Genomic DNA, 14,865 nt, shown 5'->3' with positions numbered 1-14,865 from the left:
ATGTATTCAACTTTCGCAAGTCCGGGTTGCGGCAGGCAGGTCTGTTCACTGACGGCTTGTCCGCTGACGAGCGGGACGCATGCGAACTTAACCTGTACAAGTATGAAAAAAGAAAAGTTTCTGTTGTTTGTGTGGCTGGTGGCTGGCTCTGTCCTTGTCCAGGCACAGACGTTCCGTTTTGACTTCTCCACGGGGAAGAAGACGGAGAAGGGCTTCACCAAGGTGACGTCCGAGAGTGTCTATTCCGATGAGAAGGGCTATGGCTATGACCTCCAGCCTGCCTGGGACGGTAAGGGGAATGTTCCCTTCTTCTTTTCAGTCGAAGTGCCCGACGGCAACTATCGTGTGACGGTGACACTGGGCAGCCGGAAGTCGGCAGGCATGACGACCGTCCGTGGCGAGTCCCGTCGGTTGTTCCTCGAGAACATCCCGACACGGAAGGGGGAATTGCGTACCGAGTCTTTCACCGTCAACAAGCGGAACACACTGATAGCAGGCGACCGTCGGGTGAAAATCAAACCTCGCGAACGCAAGAAGCTTAACTGGGATGACAAGCTGACACTGGAGTTCAACGGAGACGCACCCCGCCTGCATTCGCTCGTCATCGAACGGGTGGATGATGTGCCGACGGTGTTCCTCTGCGGCAACTCCACGGTTGTCGACAACGACAACGAACCGTGGGCAAGTTGGGGACAGATGATTCCCCGTTTTTTCACCGACAAGGTCTGCATCGCCAACTATGCCGAGTCGGGACTGGCTGCCAACACCTTCATCGCAGGCTTCCGTCTGGAGAAACTGCTCACCCAACTGAAGGCAGGCGACTATGTGCTGGTGGAGTTCGGACATAACGACCAGAAACAGCGCGGTCCCGGCATCGGTGCCTATTACTCCTTCTCCTATTACATCAAGCAGTTCATTGACGAGGCACGTTCCCGGGGCGCCTATCCTGTGCTGATTACACCGACGCGCCGCCGCCAGTTCTCTGCAGACGGACACATTCTGGACACCCACGAGGATTATCCTGCTGCCATCCGCGACATTGCAGCCCGCGAGCACCTGCCCCTCATCGACCTGCAGGAGATGACCAAGGTGCTCTGTGAGACACTGGGAGAGGAAGACTCCAGGCAGCTCTATGTTCACTATCCTGCCAATACCTATCCCGGTCAGACCGGAGAGCTGAAGGACAACACCCACTTCAATGCCTTCGGTGCCTATGAAGTGGCGAAGTGTGTCATCGAAGGCATGAAGAAAGCCGGCCTGCCCCTAGTCCAATACCTGCGGAGTGACTACAAGAGTTTTGACCCCGCCCATCCTGACAGCTTCGAGACGTTCAAGTGGAGCCTCTCTCCGTTCACGGAGATTGAAAAGCCCGACGGAAACTGATCCGGTGTCGCCCTCTCCCTTTTGCGGAGAGGGTGCACCTGTCCCTGTTCGTGTTTCCCCGACCGACGGGAGCTGTTTCCCCAGTTTGACAAAATGTCAAATGAAGCCTTCTACAGTGCCCTTCTTCGCACCAAAATGCAGCTTCGTGCCCAAAACAGGCCTTCTCAAACGATTCGCAAAATACACATTGTCGGCTTTGTCCCTGTTCCGGTTGACCGACGGACAGAATAAAGTCTGTGGCATCTCTTTCTGATACCTGCCTTGGCTGTTCCCCTGCTCTTTTATTACCTTCTGATTTGTTGACACAGCACTTCTTCCAGAGAGTGAAACTCCGAATTTTTCTCTTTTATTTTCCAAAGATTTGACTTCCGGGCACGAAACAATCGTGTTTGGCAGGTGAAACTATATTGTTTGACGCCTCAAACTATATTGTTTGGCTCGCGAAACACTATTGTTCCGGGCACGTTTGGGCAATATTCCGAAAACGAAATGTATAGTTTTCTAAAATCAAAGCCTTTTTCGGGCGTTTCTGTTAGCGTTCTTTTGCATTCGCTTGCTGTTTTGTCTCTTTATTCAAGAATGCACGTTAGCTGAAAACGGGAAAATGGGAATTTGTGAAAGGTATAAGGGCGCTTTTGCTTGCAATGTGATTGTCTGTGGAATAGACTTCTCTTTTACAACTAATATGGCAGTTTGTATTGAGGACTTTATTTGATACCTTTGTGAGGACTTTCAGCAGGAAGAATCCCATACAGATAAAAGAACCTGTTTGGCTTTTGCTGGTTGAGGACCAACTCTAACAGATTTGGAAACTATGAATCTTCAAAAACTTTTAATCATGATGCTCCCCTTTTTATGTACGGGCAGTCTGGCGCAGACGACGTTGGGCTGGCGAGGCGTGGTCTATGATGTCGGATTGAAATTTACCCCCGAGTCCTGCTCGGTGGATACGTTTGATGCCGCTTTGGTGGAATATGACATGGGTGTGATAGCCCATACGTTGCATGCCAATGCCGTGCGGATTGAAGGTGAGGATATAGAGCGTCTGAAGATGGCGACTGAAATCGCACATGCAGCCGGACTGACCGTGTTCTTCAATCCGTGGAAGATGAATGTAGGAGCCGGGGAAACGGTGGCCTACATGACTGAAGCAGCGAAGGCCGCGGAGGAATTACGAAGCAAAGGCATCGACCTGGTGTTCGTGGCAGGATGTGAATACTCGTTGTTCAATGAAGGGGTGCTCCCCGGTAACAACATTGCAGAAAGGGTGAGCTCCCTGATGCCTCCGTCCGATATCCAGGAAAGAGAAGCCTATGTGGGGAAGGCGAAAGCGAGCATTGCGACGTTGAACCGGATTCTGAGTGCTGTCTGCCGTGCCGTCCGTTCGCACTTCAAAGGGCGTGTGACCTATTCTTCCGGTACCTGGGAAACCGTAAACTGGGAAATGTTTGACCTGATTGGGGTGGATTACTATCGTGATGTGCAGACCGATGCGGACTATGTGGCAGGCATCCGCCGTTATCAGGAACAGGGCAAGCCGGTCATCGTGATGGAGGTCGGTTGTTGTGCCTATGAAGGGGCTGCCAAAAGGGGAGGAGCCGGATATGCCATCCTGCAGGGAACGGATGCCGAAGGGGCGCCTGTGTATGAAGGAGGCGTCACCCCGACAAGAAGTGAACGGGAACAGGCGGACTATGTCCGGACGCAAATCAGTCTGTTGCAGGATTCAGGCATTCAGGGATTGTTCATTTATGTTTTCTCCTTTCCCATCTCCCCTTACCGTGAACAGGGCTTCGACCCCGATATGACCTCTTACAGCCTGGTAAAGACCTATCCGTCAGACGATGCGCGTTCACGCAGGATGCCTCCCTGGGCACCCAAGGAAGCCTTTCATGCCGTTGCCGAAGCTTTCCGTCGGTTTGACAAAGAGTGAGGAATGCCGCCGGATTGCCAACTCGTCTGAACAAAATGGCAGGCTGATGGCATACGTCCGTTCCACGAGCGACACTTGGACTTACATTTATAAATTATTAAATCTTGCTGACGGACACAATTCAAATAAATGGCTAAATTTGCGAACAGAATTAGACAAAATGTAATCAAAATAGATAGACTATGAATTTCTTGACAAACGAAAAACTTACTATCGTAGGTGCAGCCGGCATGATCGGTTCAAACATGGCTCAAACAGCTATCATGATGGGTTTAACTTCAAACATCTGTCTGTATGACCCCTATGCTCCGGGTTTGGAAGGTGTGGCTGAAGAACTGTACCACTGCGGCTTTGAAGGTGTGAATGTGACTTTCACTTCTGACATCAAGGAAGCTTTGACCGGTGCTAAATATATCGTGAACTCAGGTGGTGCTGCCCGTAAGGCCGGTATGACCCGTGAGGATTTGTTGAAAGGTAATGCTGCTATTGCCGAAGAGTTCGGTAAGAACGTAAAGGCATACTGCCCCGATGTAAAACACATTGTGGTTATCTTCAACCCCGCTGACATCACCGGTTTGATTACCTTGTTATATTCCGGTTTGAAACCTTCTCAGGTGACTACACTTGCTGCCCTCGACTCAACCCGTCTGCGCAGCGAACTGGCAAAACACTTCGGTGTAGCCATGGATGCTGTTGAAAACTGCCGTACATACGGTGGTCACGGCGAGCAGATGGCTGTGTTTGCCTCTACTGCCAAGGTGAATGGCAAGCCGTTGACCGACATCATCGGTACCGATGCGCTGACCAAAGAGCAATGGGCTGAAATCCAGCAGAAGGTGACCAAGGGTGGTGCCAACATCATCGCACTTCGTGGCCGTTCTTCCTTCCAGAGCCCGGCATACGTTTCCATCGAGATGATTGCAGCTGCCATGGGTGGCAAGGCTTTCCGCTGGCCGGCAGGTACGTATGTTTCCAATGAAAAATACGACCACATCATGATGGCATGGGAAACTTCCATCACGGCTGATGGCTGCCACTGCAATGCCTTGAACGGAACTGCTGAAGAGCAGGCTGCTCTGGACAAGAGCTATGCTCACCTCTGCGAGTTGCGCGACGAAGTGATCGCCATGGGCGTTCTTCCTGCCATCTCCGAGTGGAACAAGCTGAACCCGAACATCAAATAAACTTGCATACTGTCGTTTTTGCAGATAGGGCTCCCGTCCGCCTCGCATGAGAGGCAGGCGGGAGCCTTTTTGCATCCTTTTTTCAGAAAAGTGAAGGAATGTTTTGTAAATAAGGAAAGTATATGTAATTTTGCGCCCACTTTGCAATGCATATAATTAATAACTAACTCTATAAAAACAAAAGCAAAATGATTGTAGTACCTGTAAAAGAAGGCGAAAACATTGAGAAAGCGCTGAAGAAGTTTAAGAGAAAATTTGAAAAGACCGGTGTCATCAAAGAGCTGAGAAGCAGACAACAGTATGACAAACCGTCTGTACTTAAAAGACTTAAGATGGAACATGCCATCTACGTACAGAAACTTCAGCAAACAGAAGAATAATTATTTCGCAAAATTCTTGAATTTATTGCCGAATTTCCATATATTCGTTGCTGAATTATAGTAGCAACGATTCTTATGTTGGTAGATTCTTTCTTGGAGTATCTTCGAGTGGAACGCAACTATTCACCGGACACGTTGTTGAGTTACGGGAATGACTTGCGGCAGTTTGAAGCATACTTCGCGAATGTGGATGCGGAGTTGACGTGGCAGACGATGGATGTGGATGTTGTCCGCCAATGGGTGATGACACTGATGGATGATGACTACACGGCAACTTCGGTGAACCGTAAGCTGAGTGCCTTGCGCTCATTCTACAGGTTCCTGCTTCTCCGAGGCTTGGTGACGAAGAATCCCATGCTGAAGATGGTCGGTCCGAAGAAGAAAAAGCCTTTGCCTGTTTTTGTGAAAGAGCAGGACATGGACAGACTTCTGGACGAGACGCCGGACGAAGGCGACTTTGAAAGCGTTCGCGACCACTTGATTCTGGAGACCTTTTATCTGACGGGCATGCGTCAGGCCGAGCTCATCGGGCTGGATGACAAGGACGTCGATTTCAGTGCTTCCGTAATCAAGGTGACAGGAAAAAGAAACAAACAACGCCTGATCCCCTTTGGCGAAGAGCTTCGCCATGATGTGGAGGCCTATATCCAACTCAGAAACGAAGCTGTTCCGGTGCGCGACTCCGATGCCCTGTTTGTCAGGACGGACGGTCGGCGGCTATATCCCGGACTTGTGTATAATTTGGTGAAAAGAAGTTTGTCGGAAGTCGTTACGTTGAAGAAACGCAGTCCGCACGTATTACGGCATACATTTGCCACCTCGATGTTGAATCATGATGTCAATCTGGAAGTGGTGAAGGAACTGCTCGGACATGCGAGCCTGAAGACTACGGAAATCTATACGCACACGAGTTTCGAGGAACTGAAACAGATTTATAAACAAGCTCATCCTAGAGCCTAAAGAAAAGGAGGTTTATATGGAAATCAGAATTCAATCAATTCATTTTGATGCTTCGGAACAACTGCAAGCTTTTATCCAGAAGAAAGTTGCCAAGCTAGAGAAGTATTGCGATGAAATAAGAAAGGTAGAGGTGTCACTGAAAGTCGTGAAGCCCGAAACTGCCAAAAATAAGGAAGCGGGTATCAAGGTTTATGTACCCAACTCGGACCTGTATGCGGAGAAGGTTTGCGACACATTTGAAGAAGCCGTTGATTTGAGTTTGGATGCGCTGGCCAAGCAGTTACAGAAATTCAAGGAAAAACAGCGCGGTAAGTAAAAAAGTTCACAAAAGCTTTTGTGATTCAAAATAAATACCTAAATTTGCAGCCGTTTCACTAGGACTAGTGGAACGGCTATGCATAAACGCCTCTTTAGCTCAGTTGGCCAGAGCACGTGATTTGTAATCTCGGGGTCGTTGGTTCGAATCCGACAAGAGGCTCAGAAGAAACGGGCAAATACCAGAGTGGCCAAATGGGGCAGACTGTAAATCTGCTGGCTTACGCCTTCGGTGGTTCGAATCCATCTTTGCCCACAGGAAAAACGCGGAAGTAGCTCAGTTGGTAGAGCATTAGCTTCCCAAGCTGAGGGTCGCGGGTTCGAGTCCCGTCTTCCGCTCTTTTCTTTGTAATCCTGCTGTTATAGCTCAGTGGTAGAGCACTTCCTTGGTAAGGAAGAGGTCACGAGTTCAAGTCTCGTTAACAGCTCTTATAAATGCAGCTTATTTTTGAATTACTAATCGATAAAAAACAATAAAGCTATGGCTAAAGAGAAATTTGAACGTTCAAAACCGCACGTTAACATCGGTACGATCGGCCACGTTGACCACGGTAAGACTACTTTGACTGCTGCTATCACGACTGTGTTGGCAAAGAAAGGTCTTTCTGAAGTTAAGTCTTTCGATCAGATCGATAACGCTCCTGAAGAGAAGGAAAGAGGTATCACTATCAACACTTCTCACGTTGAATACCAAACTGCAAACCGTCACTACGCTCACGTAGACTGTCCGGGACACGCCGACTATGTGAAGAACATGGTAACTGGTGCCGCTCAGATGGATGGTGCTATCATCGTAGTTGCTGCAACCGACGGTCCGATGCCTCAGACTCGTGAGCACATCCTGTTGGCTCGTCAGGTAAACGTTCCTCGTTTGGTCGTATTCTTGAACAAGTGCGATATGGTTGATGATGAGGAAATGTTGGAATTGGTAGAAATGGAAATGCGTGAGCTCCTTTCGTTCTACGATTTCGACGGCGACAACACTCCTATCATTCGTGGTTCTGCCCTCGGTGCCTTGAACGGTGTTCCTGAATGGGAAGAGAAGATCATGGAGTTGATGGATGCTGTTGATACTTGGATTCCTCTGCCTCCGCGCGATGTTGATAAACCTTTCTTGATGCCGGTTGAAGACGTGTTCTCAATCACTGGTCGTGGTACTGTTGCTACTGGCCGTATTGAAACCGGTGTTGTTAAGGTTGGTGACGAAGTTGAAATCCTCGGTCTTGGTGAAGACAAGAAGACTGTTGTTACCGGTGTTGAAATGTTCCGCAAATTGTTGGATCAGGGTGAAGCCGGCGATAACGTAGGTCTGTTGCTCCGTGGCGTTGACAAGAACGAAATCAAACGTGGTATGGTTCTTTGCCACCCGGGTCAGGTTAAGCCTCACTCTAAGTTCAAGGCAGAGGTTTATATCTTGAAGAAAGAGGAAGGTGGTCGTCACACTCCGTTCCACAACAAATATCGTCCTCAGTTCTACCTCCGTACCATGGACTGTACCGGTGAAATCACTTTGCCGGAAGGAACTGAAATGGTAATGCCGGGTGATAACGTAACTATCACTGTTGAGTTGATCTATCCGGTTGCATTGAACGTAGGTCTCCGCTTCGCTATCCGTGAAGGTGGTCGTACGGTAGGTGCAGGTCAGATTACTGAAATCCTCGACTAATCCATAAGAATAGAATAGGTAAACTCCCGACTGGTCCTAGTCGGGAGTTTATTTACGGGAATAGCTCAGTTGGTAGAGCACCGGTCTCCAAAACCGGGTGTCGGGAGTTCGAGCCTCTCTTCCCGTGCTAAATACAAAATGAATATGTTTAAGAGTTTAGTGAATTATTGTAAGGAATCTTATGACGAACTTGTCCATAAAGTGTCTTGGCCAACTCGTTCAGAACTTACTAACAGTGCGGTAGTTGTTTTATATGCTTCCCTGCTCATCGCGCTGGTGGTTTTCGCTATGGATTCTTTCTTCCAATGGGTTATGGAACTTGTCTACCCGCATTAATCTGAAAAAGTATGTCTGAGATTGAAAAGAAGTGGTACGTACTGCGTGCCGTCAGTGGAAAAGAAAGCAAGGTCAAGGAATATCTCGAGGCAGATATCCGCAATAGTGACCTGGGCGAGTATGTATCTCAGGTACTGATTCCGACCGAAAAAGTATACCAGGTTCGCAATGGCAAGAAGATTGTGAAGGAACGGAGCTATCTCCCCGGTTACGTTTTGGTGGAAGCAGCTTTGGTGGGTGAAGTCACTCATCATTTGAGAAACACTCCCAATGTGATTGGCTTCCTAGGTGGCATGGATAACCCGACTCCTTTGAGAACATCTGAAGTAAACCGTATCCTGGGTATCGTTGACGGACAACCGGAAATGGAGGAGAACATCCCCTATGAAATCGGTGAGACTGTCAAGGTGACGGAAGGTCCCTTCAGTGGTTTCAGCGGATTGATCGAAGAAGTGAACAGCGAAAAGAAGAAGCTGAAAGTGATGGTAAAGATATTCGGGCGTAAGACACCGCTTGAATTAGGCTTTATGCAAGTAGAGAAAGAATGACGTATCCTGTTACGTATGTCGTTCTTTACAATAAACATTTATATAAAACAAGAAGACAATGGCTAAAGAAGTTGCTGGATTAATCAAATTACAGATTAAAGGAGGCGCTGCAAATCCGTCACCTCCCGTAGGTCCTGCTTTGGGTTCCAAGGGAATCAACATCATGGAGTTTTGCAAGCAATTCAACGCCAGAACCCAGGACAAGGCAGGCAAGATTTTGCCTGTAATCATAACTTACTACACGGACAAGTCTTTTGATTTCGTAATCAAAACTCCTCCTGTAGCAATTCAATTGCTCGAAGCTGCCAAGATTAAGGGCGGTTCTGCAGAACCCAACCGTAAGAAGGTGGCTGAGCTGACTTGGGATCAAGTTCGCGCAATTGCTCAGGACAAGTTGGTAGACTTGAACTGCTTTACTGTAGAAGCTGCCATGACTATGGTTGCCGGTACAGCTAGAAGTATGGGTATCAGTATTAAAGGGGATTTCCCGGGTAATAACTAATAAACTTCAATTACAATGGGTAAACTGACAAAAAATCAAAAGTTGGCTGCATCGAAAATTGAAGCAGGGAAAGCATACTCACTGAAGGAAGCTGCAGAGTTGGTGAAGGAAGTGACCTATACCAAGTTCGACGCTTCACTCGATATTGATGTACGTCTAGGTGTTGACCCTCGTAAGGCAAACCAGATGGTGAGAGGTGTCGTTTCACTTCCTCACGGTACAGGTAAGGTTACAAGAGTCCTTGTTCTGTGTACACCGGATGCTGAAGCTGCTGCACAAGAGGCAGGCGCTGACTATGTTGGTCTTGATGAATATATCGAAAAGATCAAAGGTGGATGGACTGATGTTGATGTGATCATCACCATGCCGTCTATCATGGGTAAGATTGGTGCTCTGGGTCGTATCCTCGGTCCGCGTGGATTGATGCCGAACCCCAAGAGTGGCACTGTAACTATGGATGTTGCCAAGGCTGTCAGAGAGGTTAAGCAAGGTAAGATTGACTTCAAGGTAGACAAGAGCGGTATCGTTCACGCTTCCATCGGTAAGATTTCATTCTCTGCTGATGCAATCCGTGAGAATGCGAAAGAGTTCCTGGCTACAATCATCAAGCTGAAACCTGCTGCGGCTAAAGGTACATATATCAAGAGTATTTATCTTTCTAGTACAATGAGTCCGGGCATTAAGGTTGACCCGAAATCAGTAGAGGAAAACTAATAACAAGGAGGAATCATGAGAAAGGAAGATAAAAGTTTGATTATAACTCAGCTGGCTGAGACTGTAAAGGAATACGGACATTTCTACCTGGTTGACGTGACTGCCATGACGGCAGGTGAAACCGCAGCCTTGAGAAGAGAATGCTTCAAGCAGGAAATCAAGATGGTGGTTGTGAAGAACACGTTGCTTCACAAGGCCCTTGAGAGCTTGGAGGAAGATTACTCTCCGTTATATGATTGCTTGAAAGGTACCACTGCTGTATTGTTTGCCAATGTAGCAAATGCTCCCGCCAAGCTGCTCAAGAAAGTAGCTAAAGATGGCATTCCGGGCCTGAAAGCAGCTTATGCTGAGGAAAGCTTCTACGTAGGAGCTGATCAGTTGGATACTCTTACCAATATCAAGAGCAAGGACGAAGTTATCGCAGAAATCATTGCATTGCTGCAATCGCCCGCGAAGAACGTTATCTCTGCTCTTCAATCAGGTGGCAACACCCTTCACGGAGTTCTTAAGACTCTTGGTGAAAGACCCGAATAATTATCAAAATCAATTAGTAATAAACAATTAAAATCATACAAAAATGGCAGATTTGAAAGCTTTTGCAGAACAATTGGTTAACTTGACAGTAAAAGAAGTTAATGAACTGGCAACTATCCTGAAAGAAGAATATGGTATTGAACCTGCTGCTGCAGCTGTAGCAGTTGCTGCTGGTCCCGCTGCCGGTGGTGCCGCTGCTGCTGAAGAGAAGACTTCCTTCGACGTAGTGTTGAAGAGCGCAGGCGCAGCTAAATTGCAAGTCGTTAAGGCTGTGAAAGAAGCTTGCGGCCTTGGCTTGAAAGAAGCTAAAGACTTGGTAGACGGTGCTCCTAGCACAGTGAAGGCTGGTCTTGCTAAGGACGAAGCTGAATCATTGAAGAAGACCTTGGAAGAAGCTGGCGCTGAAGTTGAACTTAAATAAGAATAGCCTGAGTAATCAGGTAACTCGGTTAAGAACCTCACTACTTAGGGGTTCTTAACCTTTTTGTGTCTATAATTAAATTAAGTTCTACAAATTCATTAACAGATGTCTTCAAATACTGTAAATCAACGAGTTAATTTTGCTTCTATCAAAAATCCGATGCCTTATCCGGATTTCTTGGAAGTACAATTGAAGTCATTCCGCGACTTTTTGCAGCTGGATACGCCTCCTGAAATGCGTAAAAATGACGGCTTGTATAAGGTCTTTGCGGAGAACTTCCCCATTGCTGACACAAGAAATAATTTTGTTCTTGAGTTCTTGGACTACTACATTGACCCGCCCCGTTACTCTATCGCTGAATGTCTGGAGCGTGGACTGACATATAGTGTGCCCTTGAAAGCCAAACTGAAATTGTATTGTACTGACCCGGATCATGAGGATTTCGACACAGTGATACAGGATGTCTTCTTGGGCCCCATTCCTTACATGACGGATAATGGAACGTTCATTATCAATGGTGCCGAACGTGTTGTCGTTTCACAGCTGCACCGTTCGCCCGGCGTGTTCTTCGGACAGAGCGTACACGCCAATGGTACCCAACTTTATTCGGCACGTATCATCCCCTTCAAAGGTTCTTGGATTGAATTTGCCACAGACATCAACAATGTGATGTATGCTTACATCGACCGTAAGAAGAAACTGCCTGTCACCACGTTGTTGAGAGCTATCGGTTTTGAGAATGACAAGGATATTCTTGAAATCTTCAATCTGGCGGAAGAAGTCAAGGTCAACAAGACAACCTTAAAGAAATATATTGGGCGTAAGCTGGCTGCTCGTGTATTGAAGACATGGGTGGAAGACTTTGTAGACGAAGATACCGGCGAGGTGGTTTCCATTGAACGTAACGAGGTCATCATTGACCGTGAGACCATCTTGGAACAGGAGCACATTGATGAAATCATCGAATCGGGCGTATCCACGGTGCTGATTCATAAGGAGGAGGCTAACCAGTCGGACTATTCCATCATTTTCAATACGCTCCAGAAAGACCCGAGCAACTCGGAGAAGGAAGCCATCCTGTACATTTATCGTCAGTTGCGTAACGCTGACCCGGCTGATGATGCCAGTGCACGTGAGGTCATCAACAACCTGTTCTTCTCGGAGAAGAGATATGACTTGGGTGACGTAGGACGTTACAGAATCAACCGTAAGCTGAACCTCTCCACCGATATGGATGTCAGAGTGCTTACGAAAGAAGATATTATCGAAATCATCAAGTACCTTATCGAGCTTGTCAACTCGAAAGCCGTCGTTGATGATATCGACCACTTGAGCAACCGTCGTGTGCGTACGGTTGGTGAACAGCTCGCCAACCAGTTTGCCATCGGTCTGGCTCGTATGTCACGTACGATTCGTGAGCGCATGAACGTACGCGATAATGAGGTGTTTACTCCGACAGACCTGATCAATGCGAAGACGATTTCTTCGGTGATCAACTCCTTCTTCGGAACTAACGCCTTGTCACAGTTCATGGACCAGACAAACCCGCTGGCCGAGATTACCCACAAACGTCGTCTGTCTGCGTTGGGTCCCGGCGGTCTGTCGCGTGACCGTGCAGGATTCGAGGTGCGTGACGTGCACTATACCCACTACGGCCGTTTGTGTCCGATTGAAACACCGGAAGGACCGAACATCGGTTTGATTTCTTCGTTGTGTGTTTATGCTAAGATTAACGATCTGGGCTTCATCGAAACGCCTTACCGTAAAGTCGGTGACGGCAAGGTGGACCTGGATAATGAACATATTGTCTATCTGACTGCTGAAGAAGAGGAGAACAAGATTATTGCTCAGGGCAACGCGCCGTTGAATGACGACGGTACGTTCATCCGCAGCAAGGTCAAGGCTCGTCAGGATGCAGATTATCCGGTAGTTGAACCGGGACAGGTAGAACTGATGGATGTGTCGCCCCAGCAGATTGCCTCTATCGCAGCTTCGTTGATTCCCTTCTTGGAGCATGACGATGCGAACCGTGCATTGATGGGCTCGAACATGATGCGCCAGGCAGTACCTTTGCTCCGTACCGAGGCTCCGATTGTGGGTACCGGTATCGAGAAGCAGTTGTGTGAGGATTCCCGTACGCAGATTACAGCCGAGGGAGATGGTGTGATCGAGTTCGTGGATGCCACGACCATCCGCATCCTTTATGACCGGACGGAGGATGAAGAGTTTGTAAGTTTCGAACCGGCCTTGAAGGAATACCGCATTCCCAAGTTCCGTCGTACGAACCAGAATATGACCATTGACTTGCGTCCGATTTGCGACAAGGGTCAACGTGTGAAGAAAGGCGATATCCTGACCGAGGGATACTCTACCGAGAACGGTGAGCTGGCTTTGGGTAAGAACCTGCTGGTGGCTTACATGCCTTGGAAGGGATATAACTATGAGGATGCCATCGTGCTGAACGAACGTGTTGTCCGTGAAGATATCCTGACTTCCGTCCATGTGGAAGAGTTCTCATTGGAAGTGCGCGAGACCAAACGCGGTATGGAGGAATTGACTTCCGATATCCCCAACGTGAGCGAAGATGCCACCAAAGATTTGGATGAGAACGGTATCGTACGTGTCGGTGCACGCATCGAGCCGGGCGATATCCTGATTGGTAAGATTACGCCGAAGGGTGAGTCTGACCCCTCACCGGAAGAGAAACTGCTGCGCGCCATCTTTGGTGACAAGGCAGGTGACGTGAAGGATGCCTCGTTGAAGGCTTCTCCGTCGTTGAAGGGTGTGGTTATCGACAAGCGCCTGTTCTCGCGTGCAATCAAGACCCGTAGCTCGAAGATGGCAGACAAGGCCCTGTTGCCGAAAATCGATGAAGAGTTTGATGCCAAGGTGGCTGACCTGAAGGGTATCCTGGTAGACAAGCTGATGACGTTGACCGACGGTCTGGTGTCACAGGGCGTGAAGGATTACCTGGGTACGGAAATCATTGCCAAGGGTGCCAAGTTTGTCCGTCGCGACCTGGAAGGCTTGGACTACACCGCCGTTCAGTTGAGCAAGTGGGTGGCTGATGAGCACAAGAGCGACATGATCCGCGACTTGATCATCAACTTCCTGAAGAAATACAAAGAGCTGGATGCAGAGTTGAAGCGCAAGAAGTTTGCCATCACAATCGGTGATGAACTTCCTGCCGGAATCGTGCAGATGGCGAAGGTATACGTTGCCAAGAAGCGTAAGATCGGTGTCGGTGACAAGATGGCCGGACGTCACGGTAACAAGGGTATCGTGTCACGTGTGGTTCGTCAGGAAGACATGCCGTTCCTGGCAGACGGTACTCCGGTAGATATCGTACTGAACCCGCTGGGTGTGCCTTCGCGTATGAACATCGGTCAGATTTTCGAGGCAGTTCTCGGACGTGCCGGAAAGCAGCTCGGTGTGAAGTTTGCAACACCGATTTTCGACGGTGCTACCCTGGATGACCTGAATGAATGGACCGATAAGGCCGGTCTGCCCCGCTATGGCAAGACGACCTTGTATGACGGTGGAACCGGTGAGGCATTTGACCAACAGGCAACCGTCGGTGTGACCTACATGCTGAAGCTCGGTCACATGGTTGAAGACAAGATGCACGCACGTTCCATTGGTCCGTACTCATTGATTACCCAACAGCCTTTGGGTGGTAAAGCACAGTTCGGTGGTCAGCGTTTCGGAGAAATGGAGGTTTGGGCACTTGAAGCCTTCGGTGCTGCCCATATCCTGCAAGAGATTTTGACCATTAAGTCCGATGATGTCGTTGGACGTTCGAAAGCTTATGAAGCCATTGTGAAGGGCGAGCCGATGCCTACCCCGGGTATCCCCGAGTCGCTCAACGTATTGCTGCATGAGTTGAGAGGTCTGGCTTTGAGCATCACGCTGGAATAATCTGATATGTGATTGAGATTCGGAAGTGACGGGATCCTTCCGAATCCCAATCTTCTACCAATATACAACTC

General features: G+C 48.4%; 14 protein-coding genes and 5 tRNA genes. All 19 read left to right on the top strand.

Annotated elements, in window-relative coordinates:
- Window positions 1–102: 102 nt before the first annotated feature.
- The 19 genes from C8275_RS00180 (at window position 103) to rpoB (ending at window position 14,794) form a co-directional block, all read left to right on the top strand.
- Entirely contained in the window at window positions 103–1,383 is a 1,281-nt protein-coding gene (locus C8275_RS00180) for a rhamnogalacturonan acetylesterase (RefSeq protein WP_106483626.1), read from the top strand.
- Window positions 1,384–2,221: 838 nt separating this feature from the next.
- Window positions 2,222–3,316 carry a hypothetical protein gene (locus tag C8275_RS00170; protein WP_199881825.1) on the top strand — a complete coding sequence of 365 codons (1,095 nt, stop codon included), beginning with the start codon at window positions 2,222–2,224 and terminating at the stop codon, window positions 3,314–3,316.
- Between the two features lie 182 nt (window positions 3,317–3,498).
- Entirely contained in the window at window positions 3,499–4,500 is a 1,002-nt protein-coding gene (locus C8275_RS00165; protein WP_022383523.1) for a malate dehydrogenase, read from the top strand.
- Window positions 4,501–4,688: 188 nt separating this feature from the next.
- Window positions 4,689–4,880, top strand: a complete 192-nt coding sequence (rpsU, locus tag C8275_RS00160; RefSeq protein ID WP_022383525.1) for a 30S ribosomal protein S21 — start codon at window positions 4,689–4,691, stop codon at window positions 4,878–4,880.
- Window positions 4,881–4,955: 75 nt separating this feature from the next.
- On the top strand, window positions 4,956–5,840 hold the full coding sequence (xerC, locus tag C8275_RS00155; protein ID WP_022383526.1) for a tyrosine recombinase XerC: 885 nt from the start codon (window positions 4,956–4,958) through the stop codon (window positions 5,838–5,840).
- A gap of 16 nt (window positions 5,841–5,856) precedes the next feature.
- Window positions 5,857–6,156 carry a ribosome hibernation-promoting factor, HPF/YfiA family gene (gene hpf / locus C8275_RS00150; protein ID WP_022383527.1) on the top strand — a complete coding sequence of 100 codons (300 nt, stop codon included), beginning with the start codon at window positions 5,857–5,859 and terminating at the stop codon, window positions 6,154–6,156.
- Window positions 6,157–6,244: 88 nt separating this feature from the next.
- Window positions 6,245–6,318: transfer RNA gene (locus tag C8275_RS00145), tRNA-Thr, on the top strand.
- Between the two features lie 10 nt (window positions 6,319–6,328).
- Window positions 6,329–6,411 (top strand) — tRNA-Tyr (locus C8275_RS00140).
- A 10-nt stretch (window positions 6,412–6,421) separates the two neighbouring features.
- Window positions 6,422–6,494, top strand: a tRNA-Gly gene (locus C8275_RS00135).
- Between the two features lie 17 nt (window positions 6,495–6,511).
- Window positions 6,512–6,583, top strand: a tRNA-Thr gene (locus tag C8275_RS00130).
- Window positions 6,584–6,636: 53 nt separating this feature from the next.
- On the top strand, window positions 6,637–7,821 hold the full coding sequence (gene tuf, locus C8275_RS00125; RefSeq protein ID WP_022383528.1) for an elongation factor Tu: 1,185 nt from the start codon (window positions 6,637–6,639) through the stop codon (window positions 7,819–7,821).
- 54 nt (window positions 7,822–7,875) lie between these two features.
- A tRNA-Trp gene (locus C8275_RS00120) sits at window positions 7,876–7,948 on the top strand.
- Between the two features lie 11 nt (window positions 7,949–7,959).
- Complete coding sequence (secE, locus tag C8275_RS14925) at window positions 7,960–8,157, top strand: preprotein translocase subunit SecE (protein ID WP_106483624.1); 198 nt, start codon at window positions 7,960–7,962, stop codon at window positions 8,155–8,157.
- 11 nt (window positions 8,158–8,168) lie between these two features.
- Window positions 8,169–8,705: a transcription termination/antitermination protein NusG gene (nusG, locus tag C8275_RS00110; RefSeq protein ID WP_022383530.1), complete on the top strand. Its 537-nt coding sequence runs from the start codon at window positions 8,169–8,171 to the stop codon at window positions 8,703–8,705.
- A 58-nt stretch (window positions 8,706–8,763) separates the two neighbouring features.
- Window positions 8,764–9,207: a 50S ribosomal protein L11 gene (gene rplK, locus C8275_RS00105; protein WP_106483623.1), complete on the top strand. Its 444-nt coding sequence runs from the start codon at window positions 8,764–8,766 to the stop codon at window positions 9,205–9,207.
- A gap of 15 nt (window positions 9,208–9,222) precedes the next feature.
- Complete coding sequence (gene rplA, locus C8275_RS00100; protein WP_022383532.1) at window positions 9,223–9,921, top strand: 50S ribosomal protein L1; 699 nt, start codon at window positions 9,223–9,225, stop codon at window positions 9,919–9,921.
- A 15-nt stretch (window positions 9,922–9,936) separates the two neighbouring features.
- Complete coding sequence (gene rplJ, locus C8275_RS00095; RefSeq protein ID WP_022383533.1) at window positions 9,937–10,455, top strand: 50S ribosomal protein L10; 519 nt, start codon at window positions 9,937–9,939, stop codon at window positions 10,453–10,455.
- A 43-nt stretch (window positions 10,456–10,498) separates the two neighbouring features.
- Window positions 10,499–10,876: a 50S ribosomal protein L7/L12 gene (gene rplL, locus C8275_RS00090; protein WP_106483622.1), complete on the top strand. Its 378-nt coding sequence runs from the start codon at window positions 10,499–10,501 to the stop codon at window positions 10,874–10,876.
- A gap of 105 nt (window positions 10,877–10,981) precedes the next feature.
- Window positions 10,982–14,794 carry a DNA-directed RNA polymerase subunit beta gene (rpoB, locus tag C8275_RS00085; RefSeq protein ID WP_022383535.1) on the top strand — a complete coding sequence of 1,271 codons (3,813 nt, stop codon included), beginning with the start codon at window positions 10,982–10,984 and terminating at the stop codon, window positions 14,792–14,794.
- The last annotated feature ends 71 nt before the right edge of the window (window positions 14,795–14,865 follow it).

This window comes from Bacteroides sp. Marseille-P3684 (assembly GCF_900291465.1).
GTDB lineage: Bacteria > Bacteroidota > Bacteroidia > Bacteroidales > Bacteroidaceae > Phocaeicola_A.
The sequence above is the reverse complement of the archived record's forward strand: the minus strand, read 5'-3'. Positions and strand labels throughout refer to the sequence as shown.